This window comes from Spirosoma sp. KNUC1025, assembly GCF_045160025.1.
GTDB lineage: Bacteria > Bacteroidota > Bacteroidia > Cytophagales > Spirosomataceae > Spirosoma.
Window position 1 is genome coordinate 2,786,191 of the sequence record NZ_CP087139.1, and the last position, 16,578, is coordinate 2,802,768.

Annotated in this window: 16 protein-coding genes and 1 pseudogene; 12 read left to right on the plus strand and 5 right to left on the minus strand. The window is 48.3% G+C overall.

The genetic code is table 11. From position 1 onward, the window contains the following. Positions 1 to 79: 79 nt before the first annotated feature. The gene (locus LN737_RS12065) at positions 80 to 1,150 is read right to left on the minus strand and encodes a M42 family metallopeptidase (protein WP_405519136.1); all 1,071 of its coding nucleotides are present in this window, start codon (positions 1,148 to 1,150) and stop codon (positions 80 to 82) included. A gap of 91 nt (positions 1,151 to 1,241) precedes the next feature. Beyond that, positions 1,242 to 1,655, minus strand: a complete 414-nt coding sequence (locus tag LN737_RS12070; protein WP_405519137.1) for a helix-turn-helix domain-containing protein — start codon at positions 1,653 to 1,655, stop codon at positions 1,242 to 1,244. 134 nt (positions 1,656 to 1,789) lie between these two features. Here LN737_RS12070 and LN737_RS12075 point away from each other — a divergent pair, with 134 nt between their 5' ends. Continuing rightward, complete coding sequence (locus LN737_RS12075; protein ID WP_405519139.1) at positions 1,790 to 2,482, plus strand: ClpP family protease; 693 nt, start codon at positions 1,790 to 1,792, stop codon at positions 2,480 to 2,482. A 73-nt stretch (positions 2,483 to 2,555) separates the two neighbouring features. Here LN737_RS12075 and LN737_RS12080 read toward each other — a convergent pair whose 3' ends face one another. After that, entirely contained in the window at positions 2,556 to 3,083 is a 528-nt protein-coding gene (locus tag LN737_RS12080; RefSeq protein ID WP_405519141.1) for a hypothetical protein, read from the minus strand. A 430-nt stretch (positions 3,084 to 3,513) separates the two neighbouring features. On the opposite strand from LN737_RS12080, the gene clpX reads away from it, so the two are divergent. The 8 genes and pseudogenes from clpX (at position 3,514) to argB (ending at position 10,628) form a co-directional block, all read left to right on the plus strand. Next, positions 3,514 to 4,746, plus strand: a complete 1,233-nt coding sequence (gene clpX, locus LN737_RS12085) for an ATP-dependent Clp protease ATP-binding subunit ClpX (RefSeq protein ID WP_405519143.1) — start codon at positions 3,514 to 3,516, stop codon at positions 4,744 to 4,746. 153 nt (positions 4,747 to 4,899) lie between these two features. Beyond that, a complete protein-coding gene (locus LN737_RS12090; protein WP_405519145.1) occupies positions 4,900 to 5,508 on the plus strand; it encodes a hypothetical protein in 609 nt (202 codons plus the stop codon). 203 nt (positions 5,509 to 5,711) lie between these two features. After that, complete coding sequence (locus LN737_RS12095) at positions 5,712 to 6,326, plus strand: hypothetical protein (RefSeq protein WP_405519147.1); 615 nt, start codon at positions 5,712 to 5,714, stop codon at positions 6,324 to 6,326. Between the two features lie 8 nt (positions 6,327 to 6,334). Then, complete coding sequence (locus LN737_RS12100) at positions 6,335 to 7,057, plus strand: alpha/beta fold hydrolase (RefSeq protein ID WP_405519149.1); 723 nt, start codon at positions 6,335 to 6,337, stop codon at positions 7,055 to 7,057. Between the two features lie 138 nt (positions 7,058 to 7,195). Next, complete coding sequence (locus LN737_RS12105) at positions 7,196 to 8,332, plus strand: aspartate aminotransferase family protein (RefSeq protein WP_405519150.1); 1,137 nt, start codon at positions 7,196 to 7,198, stop codon at positions 8,330 to 8,332. A gap of 33 nt (positions 8,333 to 8,365) precedes the next feature. Continuing rightward, positions 8,366 to 8,742: pseudogene (locus LN737_RS12110) on the plus strand (GxxExxY protein). Between the two features lie 54 nt (positions 8,743 to 8,796). Next, entirely contained in the window at positions 8,797 to 9,756 is a 960-nt protein-coding gene (locus LN737_RS12115; protein ID WP_405519152.1) for an N-acetylornithine carbamoyltransferase, read from the plus strand. 86 nt (positions 9,757 to 9,842) lie between these two features. Further along, entirely contained in the window at positions 9,843 to 10,628 is a 786-nt protein-coding gene (argB, locus tag LN737_RS12120; protein ID WP_405519154.1) for an acetylglutamate kinase, read from the plus strand. 52 nt (positions 10,629 to 10,680) lie between these two features. Here the strand turns inward: argB and LN737_RS12125 are convergent, their stop codons facing one another. Continuing rightward, complete coding sequence (locus tag LN737_RS12125) at positions 10,681 to 11,214, minus strand: C40 family peptidase (RefSeq protein ID WP_405519156.1); 534 nt, start codon at positions 11,212 to 11,214, stop codon at positions 10,681 to 10,683. Between the two features lie 282 nt (positions 11,215 to 11,496). Continuing rightward, positions 11,497 to 11,931 (minus strand): cytochrome B, encoded by a 435-nt coding sequence (locus LN737_RS12130; RefSeq protein WP_405519158.1) that lies wholly within the window; start codon positions 11,929 to 11,931, stop codon positions 11,497 to 11,499. Positions 11,932 to 12,018: 87 nt separating this feature from the next. Between LN737_RS12130 and LN737_RS12135 the strand changes: the two genes are divergently transcribed. From LN737_RS12135 to LN737_RS12145, 3 genes are all read left to right on the plus strand, one after another. Continuing rightward, entirely contained in the window at positions 12,019 to 12,321 is a 303-nt protein-coding gene (locus LN737_RS12135) for a DUF4286 family protein (protein WP_405519160.1), read from the plus strand. Positions 12,322 to 12,594: 273 nt separating this feature from the next. Next, entirely contained in the window at positions 12,595 to 14,934 is a 2,340-nt protein-coding gene (locus LN737_RS12140) for a glycosyltransferase family 4 protein (RefSeq protein ID WP_405520388.1), read from the plus strand. A 135-nt stretch (positions 14,935 to 15,069) separates the two neighbouring features. Continuing rightward, positions 15,070 to 16,569, plus strand: coding sequence for a glycoside hydrolase family 130 protein (locus tag LN737_RS12145; RefSeq protein ID WP_405519162.1), 1,500 nt, complete (start codon positions 15,070 to 15,072; stop codon positions 16,567 to 16,569). Positions 16,570 to 16,578 lie beyond the last annotated feature (9 nt).

The following is a 16,578-nucleotide window of genomic DNA, read 5'->3' on the forward strand; positions in this document are numbered from 1 at the left end:
GATAATTGTAAAATACTGACAAAAAAAGTATGGGCAAACAAAAAGGTAGTCAATTACCTATTTGACTACCTTTTGCTGATTACTTAATGTATCGGAAATCTTCGTTGCCTTTCAGCGAAAGCAATGTTTCGTACATGAGTTTTATTACGTTCTGTACGTCGTCCATATGAACCGTTTCAACAGTCGTATGCATGTACTTCAGCGGCAGCGAAATCAGGGCTGAAGCAATACCTTCCGTAGCGTAAGCAAATGCATCTGTGTCCGTACCCGTCGAACGGCTGACGGCCTGCCGCTGAAAGGCAATGCCTTGTTGCTCGGCTACGGCAATCAGATATTCCAGTACGTTGTTTTGTACGGCCGGGCCATAACAAAGGACTGGACCATCGCCACATTTGAGGTCGCCCTGTTCTTTTTTGTCGTACTTAGGCGATTGCGTGTCATGCGTTACGTCGGTGCAGATGGCGAGATCGGGACGGAGCCGCCGGGCAATCATTTCAGCCCCACGCAGGCCAATTTCCTCCTGTACAGCATTAACAATGTACAACGTAAATGGAAGCGTTACGTTGTTTTCTTTCAGCAGTCGGGCCACTTCGGCAATCATAAATCCGCCCATTCGGTTGTCCAGCGCCCGGCCCACAAAATAACGGTTGTTCATTTCCCGAAGCCCATCCACAAACGTACAGACGGTACCAACGTGGATACCCATGTCCAGGACTTCCTGCTTGGTCGCTGCCCCCACGTCGATAAACAGATCGGTTACTTTAGGGGCGGTATCTTTTGCCAGATCGCGCACATGAATAGCGGGCCAGCCAAACACACCTTCGATTACGCCCTTTTTCGTGTGCAGGTTTACACGCATGGAGGGAGCAATGAGTGCATCGGAGCCGCCATTACGCCGAACGAACAGGTAGCCATCGTCGGAAATGTAGTTTACGAACCACGAAATCTCATCGGAGTGCGCTTCGATGACAACTTTATAATCCTTCCCCGGATTGATTACACCAACGGCCGTTCCGTACGTATCGACAATGTACTCATCGGTATAAGGTTTGAGATAGTCTAGCCAAATCTGTTGCCCCGACGACTCGAAGCCGGTAGGAGAGGCATTATTCAGGTACTTGTACAGGAATTCTTTACTTTGTTCGTTCATTCTGTTGGGTTAATTATAACTGGCATACAGGCGATGCCGATTAATGCGATTCGAGCCAGCCGCGATTTAGTCGCAAAATAAACTGAAATCATCAAAACCCAATCCGCTCACGCGTCTGCTCCACGCCCATCGAGCGGAGAACTTCCATGGCGATACGTTCATCATATTTACGTTTCCAATAGTCGGCTTCCAGACGTAGCTTGTCGACTTCAACCTGTTGTTTTTCAACCGTCAGGCGCAGCGTTTCGAGTTCATGATTGACAAGAACGTCCGGTTTTTCGTCAACAACCTGCGCCGAAATAACGTCGTCAGTAAGCAACGTAATGGGCGATACGTCCAGAACCTGGGCAATCTGAGTCAGCCGAGAGAGCGTCAGATCCGTTTTTCCGCGCTCAATATCGCCATAGGCGGTAGTCGACAGATTGAGCAGATCCGCCATATTTTCCTGCGATAAACCCCGCTGGAGACGCTGGAGTCGTATTTTTTCTGCGATGGATATCTTCATATCAAGTAACGACGATAAAATCTAAACCAAAACTGACAGGGTTTTTCGAGATGATAACGCAATTTTGTAACGAAACGATTCTCGAACTTACGCCAAGCATTCTTGGTTTTCAAATTAACGAAGTAAACCCAATTATGAATTACGAAAAAGAATTCCGCAATTTCGCCGTGCATCACATGGGCCTCAATGGCTTGACGGTGGACGGTTACGTGAAGCATACCGTTAATAACCATTCGGTTGAGAATATGACCCGCTCGGTTATTGAAGAACGGCCTATGAACTTCCGTGAAGTAGACGTATTCTCACGACTGATGGCCGACCGGATTATTTTTATGGGTCTGCCTGTCGACGATAACATTGCTAACATTATTGTTGCTCAGCTGCTGTTCCTGGAGTCGGCTGATCCGAAAAAAGACATCCTGATGTACCTGAACAGCCCCGGCGGTTCGGTTTACGCAGGTTTAGGTATCTATGACACTATGCAGTACGTTCGGCCCGACGTAGCGACGGTCTGCACCAGTCTGGCAGCTTCGATGGGTGCCGTATTGCTGGCTGGTGGTGCTGCCGGTAAACGTTCGGCACTGCCACACGCTCGTATCATGATTCACCAGCCATCGGGTGGAGCCCAGGGCCAATCGGTTGATATCGAAATTACCGCCCGCGAAATCGTTAAGCTTCGCGAAGAGCTGTATCAGATACTGGCCGACCATTCAGGCAAAAGCGTTAAGGAAATCGAAAAAGATTCGGACCGCGACAAATGGATGCGCGCTGAAGAAGCCAAAGAATACGGTTTGATCGACGAAGTATTACGTCGGGAAAAAGCGTAAGCTAAGCTTGATAATACGTACTAAAAAAGGGAAACGGCTATCGTTTCCCTTTTTTAGTACGTAGCGCCTTATATTATCCGGCAAACGTCACGACCACCTGGCCTTTCACTTTGAAACGTAAATCGACTCCTTTTTTGTGGCCATTCGCATCGATTTCGAATGGAGTCAGAACGGCTTTATCCGTTGGCGGGTCGGGGGTGCCGACGGTCGTGGTGCCGGTTGCCCATTCCGCCACACTGTTTTCGCCGGTGCCAAAAGGTTTTTTAGGGACGCCTTTCCCCTGCGTATCGAGCGTGGGAATAAAATCTGGGTCATCGTCGTCGTCAATCCCTGATACGCTGATTTTTACCTCATTTACCCGTTCGGTATACCCCATCCAGTCAATTGACCGGGTTTGACCCGTTCCCATTGTTTTAAAGATGTGTGTGGGTGTTACGGTCTTTTTGCCAAGGAAGGGAATATCAATGGTAACGGGCTGGCCGGGCACCAGCTTGTCGTTCACAAAAAAGAAAAACTTGAATTCACCATCACTCAGATCATCGCTATCGTCGAGCATACGAATCTGCTGGAACTGAACATAGATCACTTTTTTTCTGGCCATTAATTGGTAGTGGTTTAGGGTTGGAATTTCAGGGTTCGCCGGAGGGTCAGCTATAAGCCAGCCCTTTACAAATTGAATCCATTTTCTGGTTGTTACCTGCCAATAATTTAGGCAACGGTTAGCGCAAAGACGATCCCTGAGCAGACAGCTGGGAATACGGAATGAAGAAACGGTATACTACGTCAGGAGCAGGGTTAGAAGGACCCCGTTGATGAATGGAAATAAATCAGGTACAGGCATTGCCAGGGGCCATCGTTAGGCTCATCCGTTAATAATTTTGCTAAATATGCGGGACCCGGGTACGTCCGAGTCATTTTTTTTGCCGAATTTTAGGGAAGAAACTTCCGTAACGGACTAGTTAACTCAGTCGGAGAAAGCCTGTTGATACGTCTATCTCCACCAAAATCAGCTTATTACACTGCAAACGTTCATGCCACAAATTAGTTGCTCGTTCTGTGGACGACGCAAAAACGAAGTGATGCTGCTGCTATCAGGTATCGATGCACACATCTGTAATCACTGCATTGAGCAGGGCCATCAAGTGGTACTGGAAGAAATGCGTCCGCGCCGAAGTGAACCAACGGAGGTGCAAATTAACCTGATCAAGCCCGTTGATATGAAGCGGCATCTCGATCAGTACGTTATTGGTCAGGATGAAGCCAAGAAGTCCATTACGGTTGCGGTTTACAACCATTATAAACGCCTGATGCAGCCCAAGACGGACGATGAAGTGACGATTGAAAAATCGAACATCGTAATGGTGGGGGAAACCGGTACCGGCAAGACGTATCTGGCCCGTTCGATTGCCAAAATTCTCGAAGTGCCGTTCTGTATTGCCGACGCAACGGTGATTACCGAAGCCGGTTACGTGGGCGAAGATGTGGAAACCATTCTGACGCGCCTGTTGCAGGCTGCCGATTACAACGTCGAAACGGCTGAGCGCGGAATCGTGTATATTGATGAGATCGATAAAATCGCCCGCAAGTCAGATAACCCTAGCATCACCCGCGATGTGAGCGGTGAAGGTGTCCAGCAGGCCCTGCTAAAATTGCTGGAAGGTTCGGTTGTGAATGTGCCACCACAGGGCGGTCGTAAGCACCCCGATCAGCGGATGATTGCGCTAAATACTGAAAACATCCTGTTCATTTGTGGCGGAGCATTCGATGGTATTGAACGTCATATCACCAAGCGGATCAATACCCGGCCAATCGGGTTTTCGGGCAATCGGCAGCTCAACGAAACCCTCGAACGCGGGCACCTGATGCGGTACATTTCAGCCCTTGATCTGAAATCGTTTGGCTTGATACCGGAGTTGATTGGCCGACTGCCCGTATTGACCCATCTCGAACCGCTCGACCGGAATGCCCTGATGCAGATACTGACAGAGCCGAAAAACGCGATTACCAAGCAGTATGACAAGCTATTCAAAATGGAGGGCATTACGCTCCATTGGGACCCTAGCGCGCTAAACTATATTGTTGATCAAGCCTTGCAGTATGGCCTCGGTGCCCGCGGACTACGTTCAATTTGTGAGTCGATCATTACCGATGCCATGTTTGAAATGCCTTCGCAGACAGGCGTTAACGAGTTGACCGTCAGTTTGGAATATGCTCGTGAGAAATTTGGCAAGTCCAGTACGTATCAACTGCGTTCGGTTGCCTGATCCATAAAGAAAATAGACCACAAACGGCCCTGACTTTTCGGCAAGAAGTCAGGGCCGTTTTTTTGTAGCATAATTTTTTAAACCACTTGGCAATAAAGCAGTTTAACGGATTGATAACTCATTCGTTACATCTAATCAAAATGTCATTTTACCATGAAAATTAATACCCCTCAATTTCTGGCTGGTTTATTAATGCTCGTTGTATTTGCTTCATGCAGCCGTCCGGTAGCTTATTTCCAACCCAGTGCCCGCGAACAGTTTGCCAGAACTACACCTGTAAAATCGGAACCTGTCATTGCGGCTGAGGTCTCTGCTCCGGTGGCTGCTGTTTCAACTCCTGCCCCCACTCCCTCCGAACAACTTGCTCAGGCCAATGCTGCCCTTGACCGTTTCGATGCGACCGTACGGAACGACAGCAAACTGGCGGCTGACAAAACCGTACAAAAACGACTGAATCGCGTTCGGACATTGCTGGCCTCAACATCGGCAAAAGCTGACCTGACACCAACCGAGGTTAATGCCCCGAAGAAAATGAATTTGATGCAGCGGTTCATGCTGAAAAAAATGAACAAAAAAATCAGCAAGCAGCTAGCCCCTGCCAATCCAGAGAAAGCCATGATTAATTCAGGAACACTGGCCGTTGGTGCGGTGCTGGTTATTCTTGGTTTGCTGCTGCTGTTCCTGACAACAGGCACTGGCGTAACGGTTGGTATTATATCCCTGCTGGTCGGCGCCGTGATACTCCTGATCGGGTTACTGTAAAAATAAGCAGTGACCTTCCAGAACATTTGACAGCTAAATCTCTTAAATAAAAGTCCTGTAAAACTGCTTGTATACTTTATGGGACTTTATTTTTCAAAAATTCTCCTGATTCAGCTAACTTTTTTGATTAGTAACCTAACAAACTAATAAAGTTGTAGTTGTTGAGGGTGATATCTCAATCGTTCACATTAAAACCCATATCTATGAGTACGCTCTCCAAGTACCTTTTCGCGGGCCTCGTCGGAACCGCTCTGATTTCTTCCTGCAGCCGTCCGGTGGCTTATTTCCAGCCTACCGCTCGCGAGCAATTTAGAACTGCGCAGGTTGAAACGGTTGCCGCTGTTACGCCTGCTCAACCCGCTGAAGCTACACCCGTAGAAGTCGCTGCAACAGCTGCGCCGATTACACCGGCCGAACAGGTCAATCAGACCAAACAGGCGGTTAGCCAGGTTGAAGCGTATGTACGTAACGACAGCAAGCTGGCATCGAACAAAAAACTGGCGAAACGCATGACGCGCCTGAATGAATTACTGTCGACGGCCGGCACGAAAGCCGCTGTAACAACCAATGCTACGTCTACTCAGAAGACGACATTGATGCAGCGGATGATGCTGAAAAAGATGGATAAGAAAATTAAAAACCACGTAGCACCTGAGGATACAAAAGCTATGAGTTCAAACCTCAGACTGGGTTTGATCATCGGTCTTATCGGTTTGCTGGTGTGGATATTGGGTGGTGGTACCGTACTGGGCGTAATTGGTCTGATTGCCTTTATCGTAGGTATTGTACTGATCATTCTGGGTCTGGTTAATGCGTAGGCCTTCTGATGCAAACCAATAAGTTCGTAGTCGTACTTATTCACGGACACGGCGTAGATGCTTCCATTTGGGATGGCATCTACGCCGATTTGGTCTTGGAGACTACTGTACTAAAACCAGATTTCGCCCGGTCAACTACGCACGCAACAATTGAAGGCTACGCTGAGGACCTGTATGCGCAGTTGCAGGCCATACAAGCTGAGAAAGCGGTACTCGTGGGGCACTCAATGGGTGGGTACATAGCGCTGGCTTTTGCAGATCGGTATCCAGACATGGTACAGGGTCTGGTTCTGTATCACTCGACGCCTGTAGCTGACGACGAGAACCGGCGGGAAGTCCGTCGGCAGGCAATTGCCGGATTGAAAACGGACGGAACCGCTCCGTTCATTCAGAAACAGCTGCCCAAAATGGTTTCGCCTGCATATCCGGATGATAAAATACAGACCCTGATAAACCGCTATCTTGATCTACCGGCTGATGCGCTGATTGCGGGTATGACCGCTATGCTCAACCGACCCGACCGGACACACGTACTACGTACGGCGACATTCCCGGTTTTGCTCGTTCTGGGGCGGGATGATCAAATCATTCCATACGATAAAACGGCACAACTGGCTGATTTATCGAGTCAGGTATCGGTCGTTCCGATTGAGCAGGCCGGGCATTTGAGTATGGTTGAACAACCCGAAGCCTCACTAAACGTATTACAGACGTTTCTCAGGAAGTTTTAGTATCCTCTGATGCCGAAAAGAAGGAAGCCCGAGCAGGCTTCCTTCTTTGTTTTTACCCTTTTTCCGCTGATTATCCGTAAACTTGCATCTTGTTTTACAGCAGGCGTACTTGTCTGCGTTAGGGTAATATTTGAAAAAATGGCTGAGTTATTTAACGTTTATCCGCTGTACGATATTGAGCCTGTTCGCGCACTGGGCAGCTATCTCTGGGACGTCAATGGTACCCGATACCTCGATCTGTACGGTGGCCATGCCGTGATTTCGGTTGGGCATACGCATCCCCGCTACGTTCAGGCGCTGACGGACCAACTGCACAAGATTTCGTTTTATTCCAACTCCGTTCGGATTCCACAGCAGCAGGAACTGGCCGACAAGCTTGGCGCTCTTTCCGACCATCCGGACTATGCGCTGTTTCTGTGCAATTCGGGTGCCGAAGCCAACGAAAACGCCTTAAAACTGGCGTCGTTTCATAACGGACGAACAAAAGTTGTGGCTTTTAAAAAGAGTTTTCATGGGCGAACGGCAGGCGCTGTGGCGGCCACAGATAATCCGGCTATTGTGGCTCCGGTAAACTATAACCAGCACGTTACGTTCCTGCCCTACAACGATCCGGCCGCGGCAATGACGGGGATTACAGACGATACCTGCGCCGTTATTATCGAAGGCATACAGGGTGTGGGCGGTATTCAGGTTGCAACCGACGATTTTTTACAGACGCTACGTCGCCGTTGTGACGAAACCGGCGCTGTATTGATTCTGGATGGCGTTCAATGTGGGTATGGTCGTTCGGGGAAATTTTTCTCGCATCAATTCAGTGGCATTACGGCCGATATTATTTCCATGGCAAAAGGGATGGGCAATGGCTTTCCGATTGGGGGCATTTTGATCGCCCCCAAATTCAAAGCCAGCTACGGCCTGCTGGGAACTACGTTTGGCGGAAACCACCTTGCCTGCACCGCCGGTATAGCAGTGCTGGACATTATGAAAGAAGAAGGTCTGATGGAAAATGCCGCTCGTATGGGGCAGTATTTCATGGACGGTATCCGGCAGATTGGGGGGTATAAGGAACTACGCGGCCGGGGTTTGATGATCGGTATCGAATACGACTTTCCGGTGGATTCACTCCGTAAAACGCTGTTGTTTGACCACAAGCAGTTTACGGGGGTAGCCGGAAAAACCATCATCCGTCTGCTTCCTTCACTGACAATTGGCGTTGATGAAGCCGATCAGTTTCTGGAAGCGTTACGCGTTTGTTTAAACGCAGAGGTCGTGTAAACGCAAAGGCGCTAAAAATACGCAAAGTACACAATGACAGAAAATGAATTATCACGAACCGTGTTTGATTGCGCCCTAAAAGTTCATAAAGCACTTAGCCCAGGATTACTTGAATCTGCTTATGAAGGATGCTTGTTATACGAACTGCTAAACGCTGATCTTTTTGTGAGAGGCAGAAAGCACTGCCTATTATTTACGAATCAATTAAAATGGATGCCGGGTACCGGGTTGATCTGATGATTGAACGAAAAGTTATAATTGAATTAAAAGCAGTTGAACTACTAACTGATGTTCATTTAGCCCAGGTGTTCACCTATCTGAGGCTTTCTGGATGCAGATTAGGATTACTCATAAATTTCAATGTGACTTTATTGAAAAACGGTATGCGTCGTGTGGTGAACAACTTATAAAAAATCCTTCTGCGGTCCTTGCGCTTATCTTTGCGCCTTTGCGTTTATACCATAATGACTAATTTTCTCTCTCTCGCCGACGTCACCGATATCGATGCGCTGATTCAGGCCGGTCTTACTGCTAAATCCAACCCGTTTGTGGATCAGCACCTCGGTAAAAACAAAACCATTGGTCTGCTTTTTTTTAACTCCAGTCTTCGAACCCGTTTAAGTACTCAGAAAGCCGCTCAGAATCTGGGTATGAATGTCATTACCATGAATGTCGGGCAGGACAGCTGGGGGCTGGAAATGGAAGAAGGCGTACTGATGAATGCCGATAAAGCGGAACATGTTCGGGAGGCAGCTGCGGTTATCGGCCGTTATTGCGACGTAATTGGTATCCGGGCGTTTGCCGAACTGAAAGATCGTGAAAAAGACTATCAGGAACAGGTGATGCACCAGTTTGCCAAATACGCGAAGGTGCCCATCGTAAATCTGGAATCAGCCACACGTCACCCCCTGCAATCACTGGCCGACTGTATTACGATTGAAGAAGCGAAAAAAGTAAAGCGTCCCAAAGTCGTTCTGACCTGGTTACCCCATTTTAAACCGTTGCCTCAGGCTGTTGCCAATTCGTTCTGCGAGTGGATGAATGCCCGCGTTCAATCGGGCGATGTAGATTTTGTGGTGACGCACCCGGAAGGCTATGAGCTTGCACCCGAATTTGTTGGCAATGCTCAGGTGATTTATAATCAGGATGAAGCTTTTAAAGGGGCTGATTTCATTTACGGTAAAAACTGGTCGTCGTATACGGATTATGGAAAAGTACTGACGCAGGACCCATCCTGGGCAGTTACTATGGACGATCTGCGATTGACTAACAACGGGAAGTTTATGCACTGTCTGCCGGTTCGACGTAATCTGAAGGTAGCTGATGAGGTGTTAGACAGTCAGCAGTCGCTGGTTATTGAACAGGCAGCCAACCGCGAGTGGTCGGCTCAGGCGGTTCTGAAAGAAATTTTATTAACTCTTTAAACGCAGAAAAATGAGAAAACGCAGAGTAAAATAGAGCGTTCTCTGCGTGTCCTCTGCGGAATCTTTGCGCTCTTTGCGTTTAAAAGATGGCTTCTTTAGTTGTAATTAAAATTGGCGGTAACGTAATCGACGACCCGACGGCTCTAAAACGATTCCTCACAGCCTTTGCGGGTTTGTCTGGCGCCAAAGTGCTTATACATGGTGGCGGAAAAGTAGCAACGCAGGTGGCCACAAAACTAGGCATCGAAACCACTATGGTTGAGGGCCGACGTATTACCGACCAGCCCATGCTCGATGTCGTAACCATGGTTTACGGTGGGTTGGTCAATAAGCAGATCGTCGCTAAACTCCAGGCGCTCGATATTAATGCCATTGGCTTAACCGGCGCCGATGGTGGCACAATCCTGGCCAAAAAACGCCCGGTAAAAGACATTGACTACGGCATGGTAGGCGATATTGAAGAGGTGGATTCCGGGCAGATTCAATTTTTTCTGCGTCAGGACCTTACGCCGGTTTTTGCGCCGATTACCTATAATACAGCCGGTGATCTGCTCAATACCAATGCCGACACAATGGCCTCAGCCATTGCAGTTGATATGGCCGCCCACAACGACGTAACGCTGGTGTACTGCTTCGAGAAAAAAGGCGTACTGAAAGACCCGGCTGATGATGATAGCGTTATCAACGAGCTGACTCCCGATCTTTACGCGGAATACAAAACGGCTGGAACTATCAATAAAGGCATGATTCCCAAACTGGACAACGCCTTTAAAGCCCTGGAAAAGGGCGTAACGAAAGTAATTATTTGCCACGCCAATGAGGTTGCCGAGGCTGTTAGGCAAGGGGCGGGAACGACCTTAAAAATGACGTAAGGAATGAGCGGCTGAAAAGTTGCTCTTTTGCTTTATTGCTTCGGCTACTATTCTATTTATCGGCCAGCAGGTGGGCAACACGCCGTACGCCGACAAACCGACGTTCGTAATAGCTGGCGTGAAGATAATCGTAACGAACACCGCCGTTCCAGGCTGAATGAATAAACTTGATCTGATCGCCAATTACTTCCGTAATCAGCCCCACATGACCAATACGGTTTTCGCCTGCGCTGTGTCCTTTGAAGAGAATAAGGTCGCCGGGTTGAGCTTCCCGTTTGGGAACGGCCTCGCCCACATTTCCCTGAGCCGAGCTGGAATGTGGCAACAGAACGCCGAAATGTTTAAAGCAGAAGCGTGTAAATCCTGAGCAATCAAACCCGTGTGTAGTTGTCCCGCCCGAGCGATACCGCGTAGAAAGGTGTTCTTTGGCGAAGCTGATCACTTCTTTCACGAGCGGAAGCTGCTCGTAGAATTTTTCCTTATTTGACGTTACGGTGGGTACCTGAGTTACGGTAGGTACGGTTTGGGCTTTTATCATGCCGAACGAGACAGTACAGATGACTGTCAGGAGCATTTTCCGTATCATAGAGTAAAGGTCAAATGCAAGTTACATGTATAAAAGTACCCTTTCCTGCCCTAACTACCTACTGAATGAGGAATTTTTTCCACAGTTTTAATGGGATTTTATATGCCAAATAAGCTAACTGACTGACAATAAAAGAACTAAACTGCCTAAAGACCGCCAGAAAATTTTGACCGCTAGTAGTATTAATGCCGAGCGACCACCCCAAAATGACATTTATTAAACGGTCATTTTGGGGTGGTCGCTCGGTACGGGATATTGTAAACTATGTGGATAATGATTTACTCAGAACCAGCCCGCGCCAGGAATTCGCGACGGCCAGGGAATGGAGGCCAGGATCACAATCAAGCCTAATCCGTAAAAAATGCTTACCAGCCGATGCTTGGCCGTATCGAGATTAGACCGTTTTGAGCGGGAGTACCCAATCGTAATGAGAACAATTGCCAGCAGCATCCCCGTCGTATGCTCAACGCTGTAGAAACGGTAGAGCTTCTCGCTGAGCATACTGAAATTTACCTTCGGGCTAATGAACAGCAGAAGCAACCCCAACACAAGCTGTGTATGTACCGAGATCAATGTGAACAAATACAGTTTGCGATTTCCATCGGTAAATCGGCTTCGGCCCTGCCAGCGGCTGATTGCTGTGGCTACGGCAGCCAGTAATAAAATAAGCGCTATCCAGCGAAGGCCTGAGTGAGCGTGTACGAGTCCAGAATACATATGTCAGGTTTTTTTAGTGAACGAATTGATTGGCAAAGAAACAACCAAATAGCCAACTTACACCGTCAAATCGTTGTTTGTCGTTATATGATTCTCTACAATACTACGTATAGTGTGGCCGAGGAATTGGCTACCGACTGGCTCCGCTGGATGAAATTGTTTTTTCTTCCCGCTGTCATGTCCACCGAACTACCCGCTGGCTACCGAATTCTGCGTCTGCTTACTGAACTCGATAATGGGGGCGTAACGTATTCGGTTCAACTGGATTTTGCGACAATGGATGAATACGTAGCCTACCAGGATGGATTTGCCGAAGGGCTGCAAAAGCGTCTACAGTATCGTTTCGGAAACCAGTTCCTTTCTTTCGATACGCTGTTGGAAGAGGTGTAGGAATACGTAGCGATAAGCTATAAATGGGCTGCGTACGCTCAATAGAGTTCGTTGCCTAGACACTGAATAGGTTGGTGTATATCCTTCCTTGAATAGGGTAAATTATAGGTTTATTTGGATTAAAATTCGCAAATAATCGATACTAACGTCATATGATGTAAAATCATTGGGGTTTCCTAAACAAAATAGGGCTAACAAGGCTTATAAACCTATACTATAGCTCTCTATATAGATAACTCAACAGATATGACAAACAATGTAAACCGCATCGGAATGCAACATCCCCAGCATTCCAGCCAGATCGGTTCTGATTTGGCAGTGTGGGGGCATAATCCAAAACACGTAGCGTTCATAGGCGATTACCTGCCCCGACAGTGTGGCATTGCTACGTTTACATCTGATCTATATAAATCCTACGATACATTTATTACTGATTCCAGTCCACTGGTCGTATCGGTTAATGATACGCCAGATGGTTACGATTACCCTAGTGAAGTTCGGTACGATTTCTATCAGCACGATCAGGAAGCGTATCGCAAGGCGGCCGAATTTTTAAATTCGAAAGATGTTGATGTCGTCTGTCTGCAGCATGAATACGGCATTTTTGGTGGACCCGCCGGAAGTTATATTCTGACTTTGTTGCGGAACCTGACGATGCCTGTCGTCACTACGTTTCACACCATTCTGAAAGACCCGAATGAAGAACAGCTGCTAGTGCTGAAAAGCATCGCTGATCTGTCATCGAGGGTCATTTGTATGTCGGAAAAAGGACGGGATTTCCTGATTAATATTTACGAGATTCCGGAAAGCAAAATTGACCTTGTTCCGCACGGCATACCAGATATGCCTTTTGTCGACCCGCATTTCTACAAAGATAAATTTGGTATGGAAGGCAAGCAGACCCTACTGACATTTGGGCTGCTTTCCCCTAACAAAGGAATCGAAAATGTCATCAAGGCGCTACCACGTATTGTTGACCAGTACCCAAACGTAGTGTATATGGTGCTGGGAGCCACGCACCCGCACCTGTTGAAGCACGAAGGCGAAACGTACCGCAACAGCCTGAAAAAGCTGGCTGCTGATCTGGGCGTTCGCGACAATGTTCGATTCTATAACCAGTTTGTAGAATTGGAAGATCTGCTGGAATACCTGGGTTCTGCCGACATATACATTACCCCTTATCTGAATCCGGCGCAGATTACGTCGGGCACGCTATCATATGCCTTTGGTTGTGGAAAAGCAGTGGTATCGACACCCTACTGGCACGCTGAAGAACTCCTGGCCGATGGACGGGGTGTACTCGTTCCTTTTGGCGATTCAGAAGCAATTGCTGATCAGATCATTAATCTACTGACTGACGAACCGACGCGTCATGCGATGCGCAAGAAAGCGTATATGATGGGCCGTGAGATGATTTGGGAACAGGTCATTCACGCGTATGCTCACTCATTTGCACAGGCGCGTCAGGAGCGTATGAGTACCATCAACAGTCAGGTGCCATACAGTATGGGTGCACACAGTAGTGCCGTTTTTAAATTGCCTTTGCTACGTCTGGATCATCTGTTCCGGCTAACCGATTCGACGGGTATTGTGCAACACGCTCGTCACCACTTACCTTTTTACGAAGAAGGCTATTGCACCGACGATAATGCCAGAGCGCTCATTCTGACACAGATTCTTCAGGAAGTAGGCATGAGCGATCAGAAGCTGGCCAAAGCCGCTGATAACTATTGCGCATTCATCAATCATGCCTACACAGATGAGTATCGGCGCTTCCGGAATTTTATGAGTTATGACCGGCGCTGGCTCGAAGACATTGGTTCTGACGATAGCACAGGTCGAACGGTCTGGGCGCTCGGTACGTGTATTGGCCGGTCGTCGGAACGTAATACGGTGACCTGGGCGATGAGCCTGCTTGAGAAAGTACTGCCCACGGTGGTCAGTATGACATCGCCCCGCGCCTGGGCCTTTGCGCTCCTGGGTATTCATGAGTACCAGAAGAAATTCAACGACGACAGGCTCGCCAAAACCATTCAGCGGCAGTTGCTCGATAAATTGATTTTCCGCTATACCGAAACGGCCACCGAAGACTGGCCGTGGTTCGAAAATACGCTAACCTATGATAATGCCGTGCTGGCACACAGCCTGTTGCGGTCGGGTGATGAGCGATTGACGACAATTGCGCTGAATTCGCTCCGCTGGCTGGTCGATTTGCAGACGGCTAAAAACGGTCATTTTCAGCCAATCGGTTCAAACGGCTTTTATACAAAAGGCCAACCACGCGCTTACTTCGATCAGCAGCCGCTGGAAGCACAAAGCACCGTATCGGCCTGCCTGACAGCGTACGAAATAACGGGCGATGAGGAATGGCACCGCACCGCGATCCGGATCTTTAAGTGGTTTTCGGGACTGAATGACCTGGGATTACCACTATACGACCAGCAAACCGGCGGCTGCCGCGACGGTATGCATATTGATCGTTTAAATCAAAATCAGGGAGCCGAGTCAACATTGTCGTACCTGCTGGCATTAGCAGATTTGTATGCCAGTCAGAAAAAGCGTGTTGCTTCGAAATCAGTGAACGTAGCGCTCCCGGCCTTGCTGAATGGGTAAAAAACTGACCCATAGGTACGTCTGATAAAAAAGAAGACGCCGAAAACAAATTGCGCTGATTTATCAGTCCGACACCTTGTTTTCGGCGTCTTCTTCGTTCTATTTTGTGTCTTAAAACACAATTATTGACAGCTAATGAGTATAAAAGCCACTCGCACCGGCATTGTGCTACGCCCCGATCCCACTCGGGTTTTATTTCGTCCGTTTGAGCTGGGCAGTACCACCCGAACCCTGAAAATTATTGCCCGTGTGGGCAGTATGACCGACGAAGAAGCTGAACAGAAACTCGATGAAGTGATCCGCGAATTCGGCGGGCGTCATTACAAACTCGAACGGTTTTTATTGCAGCGCTTCGAGCAGATAAAGTCGCAGCTATTGACCGATGAACCTTTGACGGAAGAGCGAAAATTGCTGCTGGGCGCTTATTTCACCATGGAATATTCGCTCGAATCGGCTGCCCTTTTCAATCCGTCTATGATCTGGCACCCCGACCAGACGAACGTACCGCCTGGTTATAAACGCTTTATTCTGAGCTTACGCGCCACCGGCGAAGGACACGTATCGTCCATTTCGTTTCGGATGGGATACATTGACGAGGCCGGGAAAATTGTGTTGCGGAAGCCCTCACGCTACGTAACCTCTCCCGATGTTGTACAGACTCACCGCTTCAATCGGTCACAGTTTGAGCGAAAGCTGTATGAACTCCGCCTGGAAAACAGTATTCAGGAAAAAATGATGACGGGGCTGGGCGATGAGTTTAATCTGGCAGAACTTGAATCCCAGATCAAGCGGGTGGTGGCGCAGTACCGATACAATGCGGAGTATGATACCATTGCCAGTGGTTTGCTGGCGTTGGCAAAATCAAACTACGAAGTGCATTTTGAGGATGATCAGAGCCTGGACGAACGTTGTATTTTCCCCACCTCGCCCAACGAAACCAACGGAATTGAAGATGCCCGGTTTGTGGAATTTACGGATGAAAACGGCGAGAAAACGTACTACGCTACCTATACGGCATACAACGGTCGGGTTACGTTTCCGCAACTGCTGGAAACGAAAGACTTTACCAATTTCAGTGTCAGTACGCTCAACGGAGCCGAGGTTTCCAATAAGGGGATGGCGTTGTTTCCGCGCAAAGTCAATGGAAAATATGCCATGATTTCGCGGCAGGACGGGGAAAATATTTACCTCATGTATTCCGACGATCTGTATTTCTGGCAAACGAAAGATTTGATTCTGAAACCGACTTATCATTGGGAGTATGTACAGTTAGGAAACTGCGGTTCGCCGATTGAGACGGAAGAAGGCTGGCTGGTACTTAGTCACGGGGTTGGGCCGATGCGGAAATATGCGATTGGCGCTTTTCTGCTCGACCTCAACGACCCGAGTAAAGTGATTGGTCGCACCAGCGAGCCCATACTCAGCCCCGATGAAAACGAGCGGGAAGGCTACGTACCTAACGTAGTGTACAGCTGCGGAGGTGTTATTAACAACGGCGAGCTAATCATTCCCTATGCTATGGCCGATTACGCCAGTAGTTTCGCAACGGTGAACGTAGCTGAACTTTTGGCTGAACTTACCGGCAAAACAAAGCCTGAATCAGCACCCTCAGCCGAAGAAGTGAGCGTAAAATAAAACGTTTGT

Excerpts from the sequence above, each read along its gene's own strand:
- LN737_RS12065 (WP_405519136.1), bottom strand. The coding sequence starts at position 1,150 with ATGAACGAACAAAGTAAAGAATTCCTGTACAAGTACCTGAATAATGCC.
- LN737_RS12070 (WP_405519137.1), bottom strand. The coding sequence starts at position 1,655 with ATGAAGATATCCATCGCAGAAAAAATACGACTCCAGCGTCTCCAGCGG.
- LN737_RS12075 (WP_405519139.1), top strand. The coding sequence starts at position 1,790 with ATGAATTACGAAAAAGAATTCCGCAATTTCGCCGTGCATCACATGGGC.
- LN737_RS12080 (WP_405519141.1), bottom strand. The coding sequence starts at position 3,083 with ATGGCCAGAAAAAAAGTGATCTATGTTCAGTTCCAGCAGATTCGTATG.
- clpX (WP_405519143.1), top strand. The coding sequence starts at position 3,514 with ATGCCACAAATTAGTTGCTCGTTCTGTGGACGACGCAAAAACGAAGTG.
- LN737_RS12090 (WP_405519145.1), top strand. The coding sequence starts at position 4,900 with ATGAAAATTAATACCCCTCAATTTCTGGCTGGTTTATTAATGCTCGTT.
- LN737_RS12095 (WP_405519147.1), top strand. The coding sequence starts at position 5,712 with ATGAGTACGCTCTCCAAGTACCTTTTCGCGGGCCTCGTCGGAACCGCT.
- LN737_RS12100 (WP_405519149.1), top strand. The coding sequence starts at position 6,335 with ATGCAAACCAATAAGTTCGTAGTCGTACTTATTCACGGACACGGCGTA.
- LN737_RS12105 (WP_405519150.1), top strand. The coding sequence starts at position 7,196 with ATGGCTGAGTTATTTAACGTTTATCCGCTGTACGATATTGAGCCTGTT.
- LN737_RS12115 (WP_405519152.1), top strand. The coding sequence starts at position 8,797 with ATGACTAATTTTCTCTCTCTCGCCGACGTCACCGATATCGATGCGCTG.
- argB (WP_405519154.1), top strand. The coding sequence starts at position 9,843 with ATGGCTTCTTTAGTTGTAATTAAAATTGGCGGTAACGTAATCGACGAC.
- LN737_RS12125 (WP_405519156.1), bottom strand. The coding sequence starts at position 11,214 with ATGATACGGAAAATGCTCCTGACAGTCATCTGTACTGTCTCGTTCGGC.
- LN737_RS12130 (WP_405519158.1), bottom strand. The coding sequence starts at position 11,931 with ATGTATTCTGGACTCGTACACGCTCACTCAGGCCTTCGCTGGATAGCG.
- LN737_RS12135 (WP_405519160.1), top strand. The coding sequence starts at position 12,019 with ATGATTCTCTACAATACTACGTATAGTGTGGCCGAGGAATTGGCTACC.
- LN737_RS12140 (WP_405520388.1), top strand. The coding sequence starts at position 12,595 with ATGCAACATCCCCAGCATTCCAGCCAGATCGGTTCTGATTTGGCAGTG.
- LN737_RS12145 (WP_405519162.1), top strand. The coding sequence starts at position 15,070 with ATGAGTATAAAAGCCACTCGCACCGGCATTGTGCTACGCCCCGATCCC.